Annotated in this window: 13 protein-coding genes; 3 read left to right on the forward strand and 10 right to left on the reverse strand. The window is 68.8% G+C overall.

The features are described from left to right. Positions 1 to 36: 36 nt before the first annotated feature. The 7 genes from QNA09_RS06930 to QNA09_RS06960 all read right to left on the reverse strand — a co-directional run bounded on the left by QNA09_RS06930 (position 37) and on the right by QNA09_RS06960 (position 9,092). Positions 37 to 1,173, reverse strand: a complete 1,137-nt coding sequence (locus QNA09_RS06930) for a DUF3322 domain-containing protein (RefSeq protein WP_308072340.1) — start codon at positions 1,171 to 1,173, stop codon at positions 37 to 39. Further along, entirely contained in the window at positions 1,170 to 4,469 is a 3,300-nt protein-coding gene (locus QNA09_RS06935) for an ATP-binding protein (RefSeq protein ID WP_308072342.1), read from the reverse strand. Before QNA09_RS06935 ends, QNA09_RS06930 begins: the two co-directional genes overlap by 4 nt. Beyond that, the gene (locus tag QNA09_RS06940; RefSeq protein WP_040275769.1) at positions 4,466 to 5,071 is read right to left on the reverse strand and encodes a DUF4194 domain-containing protein; all 606 of its coding nucleotides are present in this window, start codon (positions 5,069 to 5,071) and stop codon (positions 4,466 to 4,468) included. The genes QNA09_RS06935 and QNA09_RS06940 overlap by 4 nt, the downstream gene beginning before the upstream one ends. Next, positions 5,068 to 6,579 (reverse strand): DUF3375 domain-containing protein, encoded by a 1,512-nt coding sequence (locus QNA09_RS06945; protein ID WP_308072345.1) that lies wholly within the window; start codon positions 6,577 to 6,579, stop codon positions 5,068 to 5,070. Before QNA09_RS06945 ends, QNA09_RS06940 begins: the two co-directional genes overlap by 4 nt. A 95-nt stretch (positions 6,580 to 6,674) precedes the next feature. Then, positions 6,675 to 7,307, reverse strand: coding sequence for a DUF3558 domain-containing protein (locus QNA09_RS06950; protein WP_308072346.1), 633 nt, complete (start codon positions 7,305 to 7,307; stop codon positions 6,675 to 6,677). Beyond that, entirely contained in the window at positions 7,304 to 7,636 is a 333-nt protein-coding gene (locus QNA09_RS06955; RefSeq protein WP_010592283.1) for a hypothetical protein, read from the reverse strand. Before QNA09_RS06955 ends, QNA09_RS06950 begins: the two co-directional genes overlap by 4 nt. Before the next feature lie 172 nt (positions 7,637 to 7,808). After that, positions 7,809 to 9,092, reverse strand: coding sequence for a hypothetical protein (locus tag QNA09_RS06960; protein WP_052455379.1), 1,284 nt, complete (start codon positions 9,090 to 9,092; stop codon positions 7,809 to 7,811). Positions 9,093 to 9,431: 339 nt separating this feature from the next. Here QNA09_RS06960 and QNA09_RS06965 point away from each other — a divergent pair, with 339 nt between their 5' ends. Continuing rightward, positions 9,432 to 10,595: an HNH endonuclease gene (locus QNA09_RS06965; protein ID WP_308072347.1), complete on the forward strand. Its 1,164-nt coding sequence runs from the start codon at positions 9,432 to 9,434 to the stop codon at positions 10,593 to 10,595. A gap of 38 nt (positions 10,596 to 10,633) precedes the next feature. On the opposite strand, the gene QNA09_RS06970 is transcribed toward QNA09_RS06965, so the two are convergent. The 3 genes from QNA09_RS06970 to QNA09_RS06980 form a co-directional block, all read right to left on the reverse strand. Next, the gene (locus QNA09_RS06970) at positions 10,634 to 12,352 is read right to left on the reverse strand and encodes a plasmid pRiA4b ORF-3 family protein (protein WP_308072348.1); all 1,719 of its coding nucleotides are present in this window, start codon (positions 12,350 to 12,352) and stop codon (positions 10,634 to 10,636) included. Between the two features lie 129 nt (positions 12,353 to 12,481). After that, positions 12,482 to 13,276: a replication protein gene (locus QNA09_RS06975; protein WP_308072465.1), complete on the reverse strand. Its 795-nt coding sequence runs from the start codon at positions 13,274 to 13,276 to the stop codon at positions 12,482 to 12,484. A 221-nt stretch (positions 13,277 to 13,497) separates the two neighbouring features. Next, the gene (locus QNA09_RS06980) at positions 13,498 to 14,433 is read right to left on the reverse strand and encodes an SDR family oxidoreductase (protein ID WP_308072350.1); all 936 of its coding nucleotides are present in this window, start codon (positions 14,431 to 14,433) and stop codon (positions 13,498 to 13,500) included. 112 nt (positions 14,434 to 14,545) lie between these two features. Here QNA09_RS06980 and QNA09_RS06985 point away from each other — a divergent pair, with 112 nt between their 5' ends. Next, positions 14,546 to 16,390, forward strand: coding sequence for a TerD family protein (locus QNA09_RS06985; RefSeq protein WP_308072466.1), 1,845 nt, complete (start codon positions 14,546 to 14,548; stop codon positions 16,388 to 16,390). A gap of 392 nt (positions 16,391 to 16,782) precedes the next feature. After that, positions 16,783 to 17,160, forward strand: a complete 378-nt coding sequence (locus QNA09_RS06990; protein ID WP_308072351.1) for a very short patch repair endonuclease — start codon at positions 16,783 to 16,785, stop codon at positions 17,158 to 17,160. The last annotated feature ends 37 nt before the right edge of the window (positions 17,161 to 17,197 follow it).

Raw genomic sequence — 17,197 nt, forward strand, 5'->3', positions numbered from 1 at the left:
TCTAACACCGGCGTGCGACAGGCTCGACGTCCGCGGCTACAGTGCCGCGAGATGCGCGACGACGTACGGCCACGGGATCCGCTCCTGCTCGAGCCGAAGCCCTTCGGTGCGCACCGCGTCGAGGGCGTTGCGTTCCGGCCCGGTCAGGTGCGCGGGCACGTGCGGAGCGGGGGACGCCTCGGGCACGGCGAGGTCACGCCACCGCTCGACAGTGCCGCCATCCATGAGCAGGCTGCGCACGTGCGGGAGGTGGCCGCGGAGCCGGTCGAGGATCGCGAAGCCGTGCGTGTCCAGGTCGCCCCAGTACACGACGTCGGAGGCGGCGAGCCACGGCACGTCCGCCAGTTCGTGCACCGCGTAGCCCCCGCCGTGCACGGCCACCGTCGCCGGCAGGTCCGGCAGCGCGTGCAGGCCCTCCTTGTTCTCGAGGATCAGGGTGCGGGCCGGTGTCACCGGCAGTGCCGCCAGCTCGTCGAGCGACGTCGCGAAAACCCGCGGCGCCGCGGGCAGCAGCGTCCGGTCGCACACGGCCACCTCGCACATCCGCGGCAGCGACCGCACTCCCAGGTCGCGGTCGCCGCGCACTCCCTCGAGCAGCGTCTCGACCAGACCGCGGTGCCGCGACACCCATTTGGTGTCGACGCCGGGCACCGGCAGCTGACGGATGAACAGCCCCGACGACGGATGCTCGGCCAGCCAGCGCACAGCCGCGACGAGCCGGGAGAAGTCCGGCTCGTCCAGCTCGAGCCAGCGGGCATGCGTGGCGGCGATCGCGGTCGCGAGCGTCGCGGTGCCGGGGCCGAGTCCGTCGAGCAGTCGCGCCCGCCGTTCGGTGAGGGTGCGCCACTCGGGTGCGCGTGCGGCCGCGGCGGCGATCTCGGTCGCGCCCGAAAGCATCAGGCGCACCGGCACTTCCTGCGTGCCGAAGCTCGGCCAGCGCCGCGTCTCCCACTCGACCCGGCCGGCGCCCCGGTAGCCGTGCCAGGCCCGCACCCACGCCACGACGGCATCGGGATCCTGCGCGACCCGCCGCTCGGACGGCGAATGCAGCACAATCGACAGCGAATCCGACTCGGCCGCAGCGGGATCAGTGATCCATCGGGCGCGGCGGCTGCGGTAGGTGGCCTGGGCCTTACCGGCGACCTCGGACGGCGGCACGCACAGTGCGCTCACGTGCCGTCCCCGCGGATCGGCAACAGGGCGATCTGCGAGTAGCGCTTGTCGCGGATGCTCACCGCCGCCACGCCGTCGATGTAGTCGTCGAGAGTCTGCAGCAGCTTGAGCGGAGTGGCGAGCACCATGTGGAACCCGAACTGGGTGAACACGTCCAGCGCCCGCCGCGAGTACGCGGGGTCGGCGCGGTCGAACGCCTCGTCGAGGATCACCGTGCCGTAGCGCGGCAACTCCTCGCCGGCGGCGGCCAGCTGATAGCGCAGCGCGGCCGCGAGGCAGAAGAACACCAGCTTCTGCGCCTGCCCACCCGACAGGCCGGAGCTCGAGTCGTGATAGTTGGCGTCGTTGCCCTCCGGGTCGACCTCCACCCCGATGAAGCCGACGTGCAGGCGGGTGTCGAGCACGAGGCGCTTCCACCGCAGGTCGGCGGGCTCGCCGGAGTCGAGCCGTTCGAGCACCGCCGCCATCTGTTCGAACCGCCGCTCCGCCGCGGCCCGGTCCTCCTCCTTCCACGCGCCGCTCGTGATCTGCAGCAGCTCCGCCAGGAACTCCGACGCGGCGGGGGAGCGCCGGTCCTTGACGTCGATGCGCAGGATCCGGTCGGTGTCGAACGGCGAGCGGCGCAGCGATTCGTTCACCGGCTCGATGCGCGAGCGGATCTCGCCCGGCGCCTTACGGATCGCGCGCGCCAGCTCCCCGATGTTGCGGTGCGACTGCTCGCGCAGCAGCCGGAAGAACTCGTCCTCGTAGGCGGGCAGGCCGTCGCTGCGCAGCCGGGCGAGTACCGCGAGGGCGTCGTCGACGTACTCGGCCTCGGAGCGCATCTCGGCGCGCCGCGCCTCCCACTCGGCGAGGTAGCCGGTGAGGATGGCGGTGATGCGGCGCTCGGCGTCCGCGGTGTCGCGCTGCGCGGACCGCATCTCCTCGTTGATCGTCCGACCCACCGTGCTCAGGGCCCGGTCGATGTTGTCGACAGTGACGCGGCGGACCGCCACCGCGAACCGGGCCCGGATGCGCACGGCGATCGGGTCGGGCACCGCCGTGCCGGCATGCGCCTGCGCGTCGTCGAGCCGCGCCTGCACCCGGGTCAGCTCGTCCCGGTGCTGTTCGAGCTTGGCCAGCGCCGCGGTGTGCGCCTGCCGGGCGGCGCGTTCCTCGCTCTCGGCGCGAGCCAGATCCGCGGTGAGCGTGGCGTATTCGGTGTTGCCCTGCATCCACTCGCGCAGCCGCTCCTCGATCGCGTCCACCGCGCTGCCCGCCGCCGCGACGTCGACGTCGGCCCACGCGGACTCGCGGATCACCGCGGCGGCCTGCCGGCGCTGCTGGATCCCGGACTCGGCGCGCTCGAGCGCCTCCTGCCGCCGTTGCAGCGCGTCGACGTCGGTCTCGGCGTCGCCGATGCGCCGGCGCAGGTCGGCGAGCTTGGCCTCGTTGTCGAAGCCGAGGACCCAGCGGCTGCGGTCGTCGATGCGCCGCCGGTCGTCCTTCTCGTGCCGGTCGCCGCCGTGCTTGACCTGCCCGGCCCGGGTCACGCCCCGCGGGACGCGGCGCAGGTCGTCGGCGGTGTCGACGCACGCGTAGTCGAAGCGGTCCGCCAGGTGGTGGTGCAGCCACGCGGCGAGCGGGCCGGGGCGCACCTCGAGCTTGCGGACGAGCGAGCCGTCGGCGGTGGTGGGTGCGTCCGGCGCGCCGACGCCGGTGCGGACCCGCCGGTACACGAGGCGGGCGCCGAGGTGGTGTGCGTCGACGGCGGCGGCCACCCGCGGATACAGCTCGTCGGGCACCAGCAGGGTGCGCCCGAATCCGCCCAGGACCCGCTCGATCGGACCCGTCCACTCGGCGTGCTCGGCGCGCACCGCGATCAGCTCGCCCGCGAAGTGCAGGGCGTCCTCGCCGAGGCCGGCCGCCGAGCACACCAGTTCCCGGGCGCGCAGCAGGTCGGGATCGAGGTTGGAGCGGCGCCGGGCCAGGACCTCCCGGTCGGCGATCAGCTCGCGGATCGTCTTCCGGCGTTCGGCGAGCGCACCGGCCACCTCGTACAGTTCCGCCTTGCGCGTGTCGGCGGTGGCGTCGAGCTCGCGCAGTTCCCGCTCCAGCTGGGCCTGCAGATGCGCGAAGTCGTCCGCGGTGCCCGGTGTCTCCGCCTCCCAGTGGGCGAGGGCGACGTCGAACCGTCTGCGCTGCTGGGTGATTCGTTCGAGTGCGGTCTCGGCGGTCTCCTTGTGCACGCGGAGGGTTGCGAGCCGGCCGTCGCCGGCGCTCTCGGCGCGCACCCGCAGATCGAGGGTGCGTTCGCCGGCGCGGTCGGCCTCGTCGGCGGTCTTGTCCGCGGCGGCCTGCAGCAGACCGGTCTGCGCCCGCGTCTCGTCGAGCCTGTCGCTGAGCAGGTCCACCGTCATCCGGGCGTGCACCGCGTCGAGGTGATCGGTCTCGTCCTGCAGGTCGCGCTGGGCCTGCAGCCCGGTGCGACGGGCGTCGGCCAGCGCGACGAGCGGCTCGAGCGTCTCGACCTGACGACGAGCGTCGACGACGACGCGATGCGCCTCGCGCAGCTCGCGGAACTGGGTGGTGGCCCGCTCGGCCATCGCGAACGTGGCCGGCTCGTCGAGCATGTAGTCGCGCAGCAGCTGGTCGAGGCTGTTCAGGCTCTTCGCGGACAGCGTGCGGTGCAGCAGCCGCTGCGCGGCCTCCGACGAGATGCCGAGCTTGGACCGGAACGCGCGGGCGAACGGCGCGTAGCTGGGGTTCACAACCGCATCGGGCCAGCGCTTGCGGATGCCCCGGGTGTCGATGCCCCGCGCGACGAACGGTTCGAGGTCGGTCAGCTCCAGGTCGGTGTCGAGGATCAGGTGCAGGTGCGAGATCTCGTTGTTGGCGTTGGCGCCCCGACGCAGGTGCATGAGCTTGACCAGGGTCACCGGGGCCGTGCCGTCGGCGGCGTCGTACGTCAGTGCCACCGCACTCCACGTGGCGCCGGTGCGCAGATACGAGGCGGTGAGCGCGTCGGTGTCGGCGTCGGCCTCGCGCCGCCACGCCCCACGGATGTAGCTGACGAAGTTGCGGCCCGACCCGGCCGCCGACTCCTGCGCGGCCGCGTTGAACCGCACGCTGCCGCCCGGCATGAGCACCGTCGAGATCGCGTCGATGAGCGTCGACTTGCCCGAGCCGGACGCCCCGGTGATGAGAAAACCCTTGCGGGCCACGGGAATGTCGTGATGCCCGTGCAAAGTGCCCCAGTTGACCACCTGCACCCGCGCGAGCCGGAACTGGCCGGGGTGGACGGGTGCGGCGCTCACGGCGCGTCCTCCTCGACGATGCGCCGGAACTCGGCCTCGACGGCGGCGACCTGATCGGCGTCGAACAACTGCCGCAACACCGGCGAGACCTCCATCCGGCCCTCCGTGGACGTCGATGCCAGCAGCGTGTACTTCTTCAACTTCTCCCACGACGCGTTGACCCGTTTACGGAAGCCGGCCGGATCGGTGCTCGTCGCCGCGCGGTACATCTCCAGCTGCCCGGCCACCTCGTCGAAGTCGACGATCACCCGCTCGCCCGGCTGGGCGCGCAGCAGCCGGTGCCGCAACGCCAGCAGCATCACGGTGTCCATGAACGTCAGGCGCTCGGTGCGCAGCACCGTCGGGGCCTTGTGATCCCCCGTGTCGGCGGGGCGGGTGAACGCGAGCTGATCGTCCTCGTCGACGACGAGATCGAGGAACACGTCCGCGAGCCGGGACCGCAGCACCCGCTCGTCGCGGATCACCGTCCGCCACACCTCCGGGTGCTTGTCGGCGGTGACGAGCGGGCCCTTGAGCAGCTGCACCAGCGCGCGGCGGGTGTCGAGGTCGAGTTCGCCGGTGTCGCCCGGATACAGCCCCGTGCGGGTGGTCGATTCGGTCATGACGCGTCCTCGGTGATGCGGGCGGTGAACTCGGTGTCGGTCGGGTCGAACAGGTGCCGGCGCACCGTCGCGACGCGGGTCGCGCCCGACGGGGACGTCCACGCGATCTCCTCGGTGCCGTCGACGCGGTGACCGTGCTCCGCGGCGAGCACCAGCAGACCCACCGCGCTGGCCAAGCCCTGGGTGGCGGGATGATCGCGCAACACGTCGCCGATCGTGGCGCTGCCGCGGGAACGCAGCGTGGCGGCGACGTTGCCGGCCAGCTCGTCCATGTCGATCTCCGATTCACGGACGATGCGGCGCAGCTCCGCGAGATCCACCTCGCCGACCGGCTGGGTCACCACCGGCTCGGCCACCAGGTCGTCGGCCGGGTTGTGCAGCTGCAGCGCCGCCACCGAATCGATGCCCATGCCGACCCGCACCAGCTCGAGGTCCAGCAGGTCGTACGGTTTGCGGCGCTGCGCCACCTGCAGGGCCTGCTGTTGGGCCGAGCGCAACAGCCGCTGCAGACGCCGGTGCTCCTCGTAGTGGCGGGACTGCACGAAGTGGCGCAGCGAACGCGACAACGACGTCATCGTCGCGTGCACCTCGCCGCCCGCGTCCTCCATCTCGGTGAGCAGGGTGCGGAACCGGCCGCGTTGCTCGGTGGTGAGCTGCTGCGCGAACGGGCGTTGCAGCACCGCCTCGATCCAGTCGTCGAGCTGCGACGACCGCTCCGGGTCGATGATCATGTCGTAGAAGCCGGCGAAGCTGCGGCCGGCGTCGGAACTGCCGATCAGATCGACCCCGCGGAACACCTCGCCGAGAGTGTCGCCGCGGTCGCCCTCCTCGTCGAGGATCCGGGCCCGCAGCTCCCGGTTGAGCGCCTCCAGCTCGGCGCGCACCCGCGCGAAATCGCCCGGGATCTCCCCGGCCAGCGCCAGGATCTCCGCGGACCGTTCCACCGCCCGGTTCCCGTCCAGCACGGGAAAGTCCCCGGATTCGACGGCGGCGATCTGCCGGTCCAGCTCGTCGCGCTCGGCCCGCAACGCCGCCAGGCGGCTCTCGCTGCGTGGATCCGAGTCCCGTGCCAGCGCCTGGAGCTGGCTCGACAGGGTGGTCAGCCGCGACTCGGTGACCGAGCTGGTAGCGGTCGTCAGGCCCGCGACGAACGTGAGCGCGGCGAACGTCGCCTCGGTCGGCTCGAGGGTCTCCTCCCGGGCGTCGGCGCTTGCGCGGCGCAGCAGGAAGCCCGCGCGCACCCAGTCCGCACAGTAGGCCTGACCGGTGCGCGGCAGCTCGAAGCCCTCGTCGCGCAGTTCCTGCAGGTCCGCATCGAGGCGGGCGAACAGCTCCGGGGCCGGCAACCGTCGCGTGCCGCGGTCGAAGTGCCGGCCCAGCAGCGCCAGCACCGCGGCCGCATTGTCCGACCGCAGCAGCACCCACGCCGGGTGCTCCTGGCGCAGACGCGTCAGGCGGTGCAGGTCGGCGGTGGACACGACGCTCCCTCCGAGATCGGGTTCGACCATGCTGACACACGGGGGAGACAGCGTCGCGGGCGTGGTCCGGCGAACTCGGGCGGGTTCGAGGTCGGCTTCCAGGGCGAAGCCAGATGGGTACCGAGTCAGCGGGTGTGTGACTCGAAGTCGTCGAGGACGGCGACGATGCGCTCGGCGGTGTCTTCGAGTCCGGTACACCATTGCGCTTCTGGTACGCGGGCGCCTCCCTTGCCGAAGAGGACCTGCGCAAAGATGAGCACCCCGTAGGACGTCTCGATGCTCAAGCCGCAACGTTCGGGGAGGGACTGGTTGGTTTTCAGCAGTGCGCGTCGGCCCGCGATCTCAGATGGGATGACGTCGTCGCCGTTGTCGGCGGTCTTTTGGAGTTCGATGGCCCAGTCGAAGTTGGCCGATCTCACCGTCAGTCCGTAGGCGGCAACGTCGGGAAACTTCAAGACGCCGTCGTAGGAGCAGCCGAGCATCGTGTAGTGGGTCGCCGCGAAATCCGCGTTGTCTTCGGAGTTCGGGTCATAGCCTGCCGCGGCAAGCACGTCGTCGGGGATGTCGAGGCACGGGTCGAAGGCGACGAGAGGTCGGTCGGACTCGTCCACCAGGCGCGGCACTCGTGTCGTTGTGGTTGGGGCACTCGGGGCCTCGTCTGGGGAGACCGAGTTGGGAGACGAGGCAGTGCACGCTGAGAGCGTTGCCAGCACAATAAGTGCGCCTGTGATTGCGACACCGGTACGGCCTGCGGTCACAACTCGTCCTGGTTCAGGGCGTGCAGACGGGTGGCCCAGTTGTATTCGGCCGCGAGAAATCCCTCACCGCCGGCGGCGAACGCTTCTCGCATGCCACTGAGCACCGCCTCGAATTGCTCCAGGCGTTCGTAGAGCGATTCGGGTGTGCCGCGGGCTTTGCGAACGAAGCCGGCGCGGAGGTCTTCGGCCGACTTGAAGCCCCCGAAACTTGGTGCATCGGTCAGGTCGCTTGCATGGCGTGCCGCTTCACGAAGCGTCGTCAGCATGGTGTCGCAGATGGCGACGATCTCCTCGATCGTCTGCGGAGTCAGACGAAGTCCCTCGGCCATGAATCCCCCCCCGGTATCAGTTGGCCCGGGAACTGTAACGCACTCGTTGCGGCGCGGGTGCGGGTGCGGCCTGCCGAACCCACGAAGCTGGGAAAGCGACGGCGGTCGACCTGCACCCGGCGCCGAGGGCGCCTTGCCCAGCCGGGCTTTTCGTCTCGATATGCCCTGCGTCCTATTCGGCCTGATGCCCCGGGGGATCGATGTCCTGGAGTTCGGGGGTTCGTTGAGTAGCTTGCTTGATGCGCTTCCCAAGGAATCCGAGACCGGCGGCGCCGGCGTCGAGGCCACGGCTCCCGATCGCCACAGCGGTCCCACCGATCGCTTTGAAGTTGCGGCCGAGTTCCCCCAAAGCGTCACCGATGGTCGGATCCTCATGGTCCTGCCACCCCTGAACATCGGCCCGGCGAGCAGCAGCGAAGGAATCCAGGTCCTCGCGCAGCTGCAGCATGTCGGTCTTCAGCTGGGCGGTCGACATCCAGCGCACGATCTCGAGTGGCTTGATGGCGGCGTAGGCAGCCAGCTCGGTGCGTGCCTTCAACAGCAGTTCGCCGTCGGCAGTGAGGTGGTCGGCCAGCATCCGACGAGCCGACGTGACAGCCAGCTCCAGGTGGTCGGACTCGGACTGGCGGACTCGCTCGATCCTGAGGCGCTGCCAGAGGTAAAGGGACTGTTCGGCGACCGCGAGGAGTTCGAGGCTTTCGCCGAGCTTGTTGTGCTCCATGAGGCGGTGCAGGATTTCGGCGCGGTCCTGCACGGGCAGACTTGCGTCGAACCTGTCGATCGACTTTCGGATGTGTGCGCGCAGCCGCTCCACGACGACTTCGAGGGTGGGTCCGAGCGGCGCAACGGCATCCCAATCCGTCTCTGGTAGGGCTCCGGTCTCGTCGAGAGTCCGGACGGTGCGCTGCAGGTACTGATGGTGGCCGAGAACGTCACCGATCATCGAGGCGTTCACCAGCGACAGAATCGCCTCGACCTTGCCCTCGACGCGTTCGACGGCCTTGGTGGTTTCTGCGATTGCCGTCTGCAGCGCCATGGTGGCGATCGTCAGCTGAATCGAGATGGCCCGAGTACCGGCGAGCGATGCCTGCTGCCATTGCATTTGCCCGCGGAATTTCCCCGCGGCGTCGGTGAGAGTCATTCGATTGAACCCTGGATCGCCGGGAATGACGCGGAACTTCGCGAGCATCTCGACGCTCTTGGGGTCGAGGCGGACGAAGGTACCGTGCTGCGCGCCGATCGCCGCGAGACCCGAGGCCAGGGCTGCTGCGCCGGTCACCGATTGTGCGTCGCCGCCGACCACGTCGAGTGCACCTTCGGTGTTGAATCGCAGCTTGGTCAGGAACGCCTCGACGGCGTTCTCGTCCCCAGCTACGAGCATGCCCTCATGTTCGACAATTGCGATCAACTCACCCTGATTCGGTGGCTGAGAGTCGGGGTTCGTCGATGCGGTCACAGCGGCCTTTCTGGTGATATGGACGTGCCGCACCCGCTCGGGGGTACGGCACGTCGAACTCCGGATGCAAGTTCGAGCGCGGTGATGCCGATGAAGCGAGTCGAAGCGACCCGCTCGCGTCGATCGACTATAAGTCGACGTTCTGACATCGCTTGCCCTCGGCACATTTGTTACTCATGGAAATCAGTGGAGGTGCCGACGGTCGCCGAGTCTGCATTCCAGACCTTTACAACGATGACGACCCCGGTGGACCGGAGCCGGTGACGGTGAGGAGCTGTGCCGCATCCGCGACACGACAAACAGATCGTTGCGCGAATACACGGACGTGGAACGAGCCCGGTGATCGGGTTCGCCCTCTCGGCGCAGAGAGGTATCCGGGAGTCACGCAAGATCAACGTGGTGCATGATCGGGGGCAACTACAGGTTGGGGAGGTTTCGATTTCGGTGAATCGACGCGGCGCATACGGCATCGGTGACTTCCTTGATCCCTCCGATGCCGCACTCCGCGAGCAGTGGCGATCGGTCCTCGCTCGGCAGCCAGTTCTTCGAGGACAGCGGCAGGTGAACTTCGTCCCAAGCGAGGTCGTCCTGTCGCTGTGTGCCTCGTTGCTCGTCGACCACAGCCGGTTCGGCAGCAGCAGCGCGCATCGTGCCGGCTTTCCAGTCCAGCACCTCGCCCGCCTCTACAAGCGGCCGCCGTCGAGCATCCTCGCCAAGATGGCCAACCTCGACGGCTCGCGCAGTCACGGCGGCCGCCACGAACTCGAGGTGTCGGCGCGCATGACGTCCGACAGTGCCCTGCTGCAGGACGTGTACCTGCGGATTCTTCGGGCGGCACGCGCCGAGGGCATAGGGCGGGACGCGCTGCCGGATTTCCTCGAGCTCGAGGACGGAGGCTCGCTCTGGTTGGTGGGGCAGGAGGAGCTCGTCGAGAGCGAGGTCGAGCGGGAACTCGAGGGCATTGTCGAGAAGTGGGCGCGTGAGCGGCAGGATGTGCCGGTCGAGATCACGCAGCGTTTGCTCACCTCGACCGTTCGCATTGGTCAGCACCGCTTCGCCAAGGCAGTGCTGACCAACCATGGCAACCGGTGCGTATTCTGCGGCATGGGGAGCGAAATTGGGGGACGTCGCCGGCCGCGACTGCTCACCGCGAGCCACATCAAGCCGTGGCGAGACAGCACCGACAAGGAACGCCTCGACCATCTGAACGGACTGACGGCCTGCCCCACACACGATGTCGCATTCGACACGGGCCTCCTCACCGTGTCCGAGGACCTCTCGATCGCATACGCAACCGACCTCGAACGCGCACTGCCGAGAGACGAACCGCTGCGTCGTGCCTTCGGCAAGCCACCGTTGGCCGACCGGTTGATTCTCCCGGCGAGCGCGGATCGGCCCGACACGGCGTACCTCGGGTGGCACCGAACCCAAGTTTTCGTGTCGCCACCCACGGCTGCCGAAGGTGTACGACCGATAGGGGAAAAGAGCTGCGCGCTCGAATGATTATGCGCGATTCGCCCGCAAGCCGTTCGACCGCAACGCTATCCGAATAGGGCGCGCAACTGCTCGTTGGCGTCGTCGCGGTCGAACCAGTCCGGGTCGACGCGCTCACCCGGCCGCAGTCCCAGCCACTGCCGCACCTCGTCGTGGCGTTCGTGGCTCGGGTCGTCGGCTGCCGCCAGCATGTCCGACCAGCCCCAGGTCCCGCCGGAGTCCTCGGCCGGCGCCACGCCGTGCCCGTCGACGCAGGCGGCGCGCGGCGCTTCGGCGTCGAAGTCGGCGACGGACTCGACGACGATGTCGTGTGTCCACCCGTCGCCGTAGTCGTACAGGTAGGTCAGGGTCGCGCTTACCTTCGGCAGCACCGTCCCGATGGTCACCGTGCCCTCGTCGACGACCTCGTCCTGACCGTTCGCGAGCTCGTCTTCGACCTGATCGTCGGGCACGTACACGCGACCACGGGTGAACGGCTCGCCCTTCGTGAACTGGTGCAGGTGGTAGTCCTCCCAGGCGAAGCAGCTCTGGATGACGAAGTGCAGATGCAGCAGACTCAGGGAGTTGTCGACCACCACCCGTCGCCACACCGCAGGCTCGCTGTCGCGCAACGAGATTCGCAGGGTGCACCGCGCGGGTGGGTGGATGGCGACGGGTGTCGCGTCGCCGAGGAGGATGCGCACGGCGGCCCGCACGGCAGGACGGAGCGGTGTCGGCACGTGGTAGCCGTCCGCGTCGTCGAGGAGGCCGTCGGCGACGAGGTCGTCGAGGCGGTCGACGAGCATGCTGCCGAGGAAGCTCGGTTCGACCGGCATGCCGGGGAACAGCACGGACAGCGCGTGCAGGCGTTCCTCGGGGTCGGACGGCAGCGGGTGCTCGCCGAGGCCGGCGGACAGGACGGCGGCGGTCGCCTCGTCGAGGGCGGAATGGAACACCTCGAGGCGCCCCTCGCCGCGCCGACCGAGGGCCACGATGAGGGAATGCGTCACCGCGTCCCGGCACAGGGGGAGGTACTCGTCCGGATTCCGGTCCGGATCCCGCCACACCGGTGCGGCAGGACCGGGCTTGACGACGGTCTTGCCGATCGAGATCAAGTCCACCATGGCTGCAACGACCCAGGTCTGTTCCAGCACGGGAAGATCCCACATCGACTGGACCTTGCGCGGTGCCAGGTCCGCGCGCTTGCCGCCGACGGCGTCGAAGGCCTCCATGACCAAGGCGCGCTTCAGCGCTCCGGTCGCGGTCACGGGCCGGCGCTCACCGATCCAGCCGAGCAGGGCGTCGAGCCGTGCGACGACTGGCAGGGCCGTCAAGGCGGCACGCTCGACCTCGGGCTCGACCGGCGACTCGTCGACCGGTGGGAGGGACGCGAGCTTCGATTCGACGTAGGACACGAGCGTGGACAGGCCGTACCCGAGGTCCTCGTCAGTGCCGGTCCACCGGTTCGTTGCCTCGAGGAACCGCAGGAAGGCGGTGGCATCCCTGGCGATGTGCGCCCGCGTCTCGTCGTCGTCCTCGACGAGGTCGCTGGTCAGCACACGCTCGAGCAGGTGGTCCACGTCGCGGCTGCGCCAGTGTGTGGCTACGAATCCCGGATTCGCCTGCGACAGTGCGTCGATCGCATTCGCGACGCTCACCACGAGCGGCTCCAGCCGATTCGGCGGGCAGACGGCGTTCTCCACGAGCCACCCGGCGAACGCCGGCGCCAATGCGCGGTACTGCTCGCCCGGTGTGCCCGCCGGGCGGCGACGCTCGGCCAACGACACGACGTTGTCTGGCAGCGGCTGAGAGGAGGATCCGTGACTCGACCCTGAGCGCTTGCGGGACATGGGCCTCCGACCTCGGTGGTCACGGAACAATTTCCGCAGATGCTACCGCTCGCCGCCGACGGATGCTCACGCGGCAAGCGGGTGTTCGGTGCGACGGCACGGGCACCGCACGGCGCGGCCGTGCGGGTCGTCGGGCAACCAGCCGTACTCGTCGCACCGGCCGCATCGGGGCGGCAGAGGAGCGCGGGGCAGGGGCAACGACTGCCACAGCGGGATCCACGCGTGCGCGAAGCGCGTCAGATTGTTCGGTCGATGCGCCGCTCGTGCCGCCGCGACCAGGCGCGGGATTCCGTGGGAGTCGATCAGCGCGGCAATCTGGGAGCGCGCCGCGGCGGGCAGATAGTCGAACGTCGCGGTCAGGCCGCCGGCGCGGCATGCGGTCGCGAGCTCGTCGATCTGCTTCTTCTCCGGAATGCTGCTCACCCCTCGTTGCCGCGCGGGTGGGGCCGTCGGCTCGGCGGCCGGTGAGGGGTTTGTTTCAGTCTCTTGGTCTTCAGTACTTTGTTCAGCGCCGGGTTGTCCGGTGTCCGGCTCGCCGGGGTTCGGATTTCCAGGCCCCGGCTCGGGCCGGACCGGTACTTCGTAGACGGTCTGGACGGTGATCCACTGGCCGTGCTCGTTCTGGCGACGCTCGGTGACGAGGTGGCCGTGCGCAGCCAGTTCCCGCATCGCGGACCGGATGGCGTCGCGGCCCTCGGACGGTGATTCCGCGGCGATCGCGTCGGAGCGGATGCGCCAGTCGGCCGGCTTCGACAGCAGCCAGATCAAGACCGCGCGGGCGCGGAAGGAGAGGACCTTGTTGCCGATCGTCTCGTTGCGGACGACGGTGTAGTTGCTCGTCGGGCGCGGCGCGCGGCGCACGCCTCCGACGAGGGTATTCTGACCCACGTTCGACTCCTACATAGTCGGACATCCGGCCCGTCGGGAGTTGCCGCTCCTGGCGGGCCTTCTTCAGTTGTGACCCTCGCGGGCGCGGGGGATGACACATGGTGGCATCGTGCTGCGGACGCGTCAATCAATTCATATTGATTGTGTGGAATGCATTGTGGGCGAGCGGTAGTCGCTCTATCGGCGTGTCGCAGTCACCGATACCCGGTCGCATCCGCGGGCAGACCCGGATCTTGAACCTCCACCATGTAGCGCCAGCAGTCGGGCTGCGACCCGTCGACGTCGGTGAAGCCGTACTCGCGCGCCAGACCGCCCGACGAAAAGGACCCTCCGTTGCGGCGATGCACATCCGGATCGGCGGCCAGCGCCGCGACCGCTCGCCCGACGAACCGCGGCGACTCGGAAATCGCGACGAAGTGCGGCACGGCGGCATCGCGCCAGTTCTCCTCCGTGACCCCGAAGTGCTCGAGCATCATCTCCGACCGCATCCAGCCGGGAGTCAGCGCGATGGCCGTGCACCCGTGCGGCGCCAGCTCCTTCGCCTGCGAGAACGCAAGACGAAGCATCGAGGACTTGACGAGGTCGTAGAACACCGAAAGCCGAAAGTTCTTCGCGTTGTACTCGGCTGTCCCGTCGGTCATCTCGACGACGAGTCCGCCCGGGTTCCGGATCAGAAGCGGCAGCGCGAAGTGGCTGGTGATCAGGTGCGTGTCGACCGAGAGATGCACCATCCGTAGTCCGCCAGCGAGGTCGTGCTCCCACAACGGCGTCTCCCACTCGATCAGCTTCTCGCCGCCCCAGATGTCGTTGACCAGGACGTCGAGGCGGCGGTGCTCGTCGTCGATGCGCTGCACGAGCCGTCGCACCTGCTCGGGATCGAGGTGGTCGACGGCGACGGGAACGCCGACCCCGCCCGCGGCCGTCACCAGCTCGGCGGTCTCCTCGATGGTCTCCGGCCGGTCGTACTCGGAGCGGCGCTCGCGGGTGGTGCGGCCCGTGCAGTAGACCGTCGCGCCGGCCTCGCCGAGAGCGACTGCGGTCCCGCGGCCGGCGCCGCGGGTGGCGCCGGCGACCAGGGCGATCTTGCCTTCGAGTGGCTGTGCCCTGGCTGGAACGGTACTGCCCGGCACGGGTTCAAGGCAGGCGCGTTCGGCGTGGCGCGGTCGGCGGTGTCGTGAGCATCAGTCACTATGTTCGGGTGCGCCGGTGGGGCCGGCAGCAGAACAGTCGGAGGTAGAGCAGGTGCAGGTGATCGACACGCTGTCGCACGCGTCGGGTTCGCGGACGCTGCCGAAGGGTCATCGCTGGGTGGTCGTCGACGTCGAGACCTCCGGCCTGCGCGCCTATTCACATCGGGTCCTCAGCGTCGCCGCACTGGTGTTGGGGGAGGACGGCCGCGTCGAGCAGGAGTACTCGACGCTCGTCGATCCGGGTTGCGACCCCGGCCCGGTTCACGTGCACCGGTTGACGCGCGAACGGCTCGCCGGTGCCCCGCGCTTCGAGCAGATCGCCGGTGAGCTCGCCGAGGTGCTGGCCGGCGGGACGATCGTCGCCCACAACGCGGCCTTCGACTACGGATTCCTCGACGCTGAGTTTCGGCGCGCTGGAGCCGAGATCCCGGTCAAACACCGGCTGTGCACTCTCGCCCTGTCGAGGCGGCTCGAGTTGGACGTGGCCGATCACAAGCTCTCGACCCTGGCCGCGCACTGGCAGGTCCAGCAGTTGCTCGAGCACGACGCCTACGACGACGCCCGCGTCCTCAGCGAGGTCTTTGTGCGCAGCGCTTCGCTCGCCGAGAGCCTGCAGCTCCCGCTGCCAGTGGTCGACTGCCTCAGTCGCAGGTCGGCGTACCCGGACTCCGTGCCGCGCGTGCCGTGCGAGTGGAAGAATCCCGGACGGCTGTCGCTCGACGTCGGTCTGGTGCAGGGAATGAAGGTGGTGATCACCGGCCACACCACCACGCCGCGGGTCCCACTCGCCGGCCGGATGACCGACGCCGGCCTCGACGTGATGAACTCCGTCAGTCGCCAGACGAGCGTGGTCGTGTGCAACGACCCCGGCGTACAGACGGGCAAGATCCGCAAGGCGATGGCCGAGGGCATTCCCGTCGTCACCGAACGGCAGCTTGAGGACATGCTCACCCGGGTATTGCCCGGCGAACCGAAGACGCGTCCCGTGGTCGAGGTGGCCGCGCCCCCTGCCGAGCCGGTGATCGAACCTCCGCCGCAGCCGGAGACTGCTGAGTCCGTTGCTCCGAGCCTTCCGGAGCGGATGCTCACGGGTCAGAAACCGAAGCTGTGGCAGGGTCGACGAGTGCTGCTCCTCGGCGGTACCCATCTCGACGCCGTGCTCATGCGGTCCCGACTCGTCCAGCTCGGCGCACGCCCCTCACTCAACCTCACCGCCGCCGTCACGGACGTGCTGATGCTCGAAGGTGGCGACAGCGACCGGCGCATGCCACGCATCACCGCGCGCGAGCTCCCTGTTCTGACCAAGACGGACGTCAGCGCCGCGGTGGAGAAGGGCGTTGTGCCGCCGCACATGCGGATCGAGGCCCGCATCTCGGCGCCGGCGCTCGCACGAGGCGAGGTCATCGACCTGCCGGCACGAAAGATGTCGTGGACGGTCAACGTCGCCTGGCGCGCCGAGACGGACGACTTCGACGTGGACGTCGTCGCTTTCCTGCTGGGGGAGGACGAAAAGGTCGACAGCGACGACGACTTCGTCTTCTACAACAACCCCACCTCCGAGGACGGCGCAGTCGGGCTGTCCATCGACGGCAGCAGCGAACAGAGCGTACGGCTCGACCTCGCCGCACTGCCCGACGAATGCGCGCGCATCGCGATCGCCGCAGCCATCGACGGCGAACGCACCTTCGGTGATCTGGGTGCGGTGTCGGTGAGCGTGGACGGTGAGGACGACACGGCGGCGACGTTCGTGCTCGACGCAGGGACCACCGAACGGACAATGGTCCTCACCGAGATCTATCGGCGGGCGGGGAAGTGGCGGCTGCGCGCGGTGGGGCAGGGGTACGACGACGACTTGGCTGAGCTGGCGGTGATGTACGAAGTTGCCGTGGATGACTGAGAGATTTCCTTTACTGTGGCGTCCGTGTTTCCACTGAGGAACCCAAAGCAATGTCACAAAAAGTTCGATGCCGTCGACATCAGCCTCATCTCGTGGTTGACGTCACGTATCCGGGGGCTCGGTCCTTGGAGGGTTTGATGGTCCACCATGTGCCGGCGTCTTGCACACGGTGCTCCGTCGGAGCGCGCAGGTTGCCATGGAGTCTGGGGCGACGCGCCGTCGGCGCAGACTTGTACCGTGAAAGAAACCAGCGTTATCCCCGGTGCAAGTGCGTCGAGCAACCATATATGGGCACCGCTTGCGATACGTGAAGGGCATTCGTCGCCGTGGATGAGAACCGGGAGAATCCTACTCGAACGCCTTCTCCGCTGAACCCGCACGTCCGAACGCAGATGCAGAAGATGCCTCGGAGGGATACTAATCCGGAAGTGCAACTCCGCCGTGCGCTCCATCAAAGGGGCTTACGGTTTCGGATCCATGGCACAGAGCTCCCTGGTCGACCCGATATCGTGTTCCCTCGAGCTCGGATCGCAGTATTTGTCGACGGGTGCTTCTGGCATTACTGCCCAGATCACGGGACCTTGCCGAAGAACAACCGAGACTGGTGGGCGGCGAAGCTGGAAGCGAACGTCGTCCGCGATCGAGCCAAGGATGACGCCTTGCGAGCCCCTGGCTGGTTGCCCGTCCATGTGTGGGAGCATGATGAGCCGTCAGATGCTGCCGATACGCTTCGTTCGATCTGGGAGGAACGCCGGAACCGCATTCGGTGACCTGCTCATACGACTTGACGCTGTATGAGATCCTGGG

It is taken from the genome of Rhodococcus sp. AH-ZY2 (assembly GCF_030916465.1).
Lineage (GTDB): Bacteria > Actinomycetota > Actinomycetes > Mycobacteriales > Mycobacteriaceae > Rhodococcus > Rhodococcus ruber.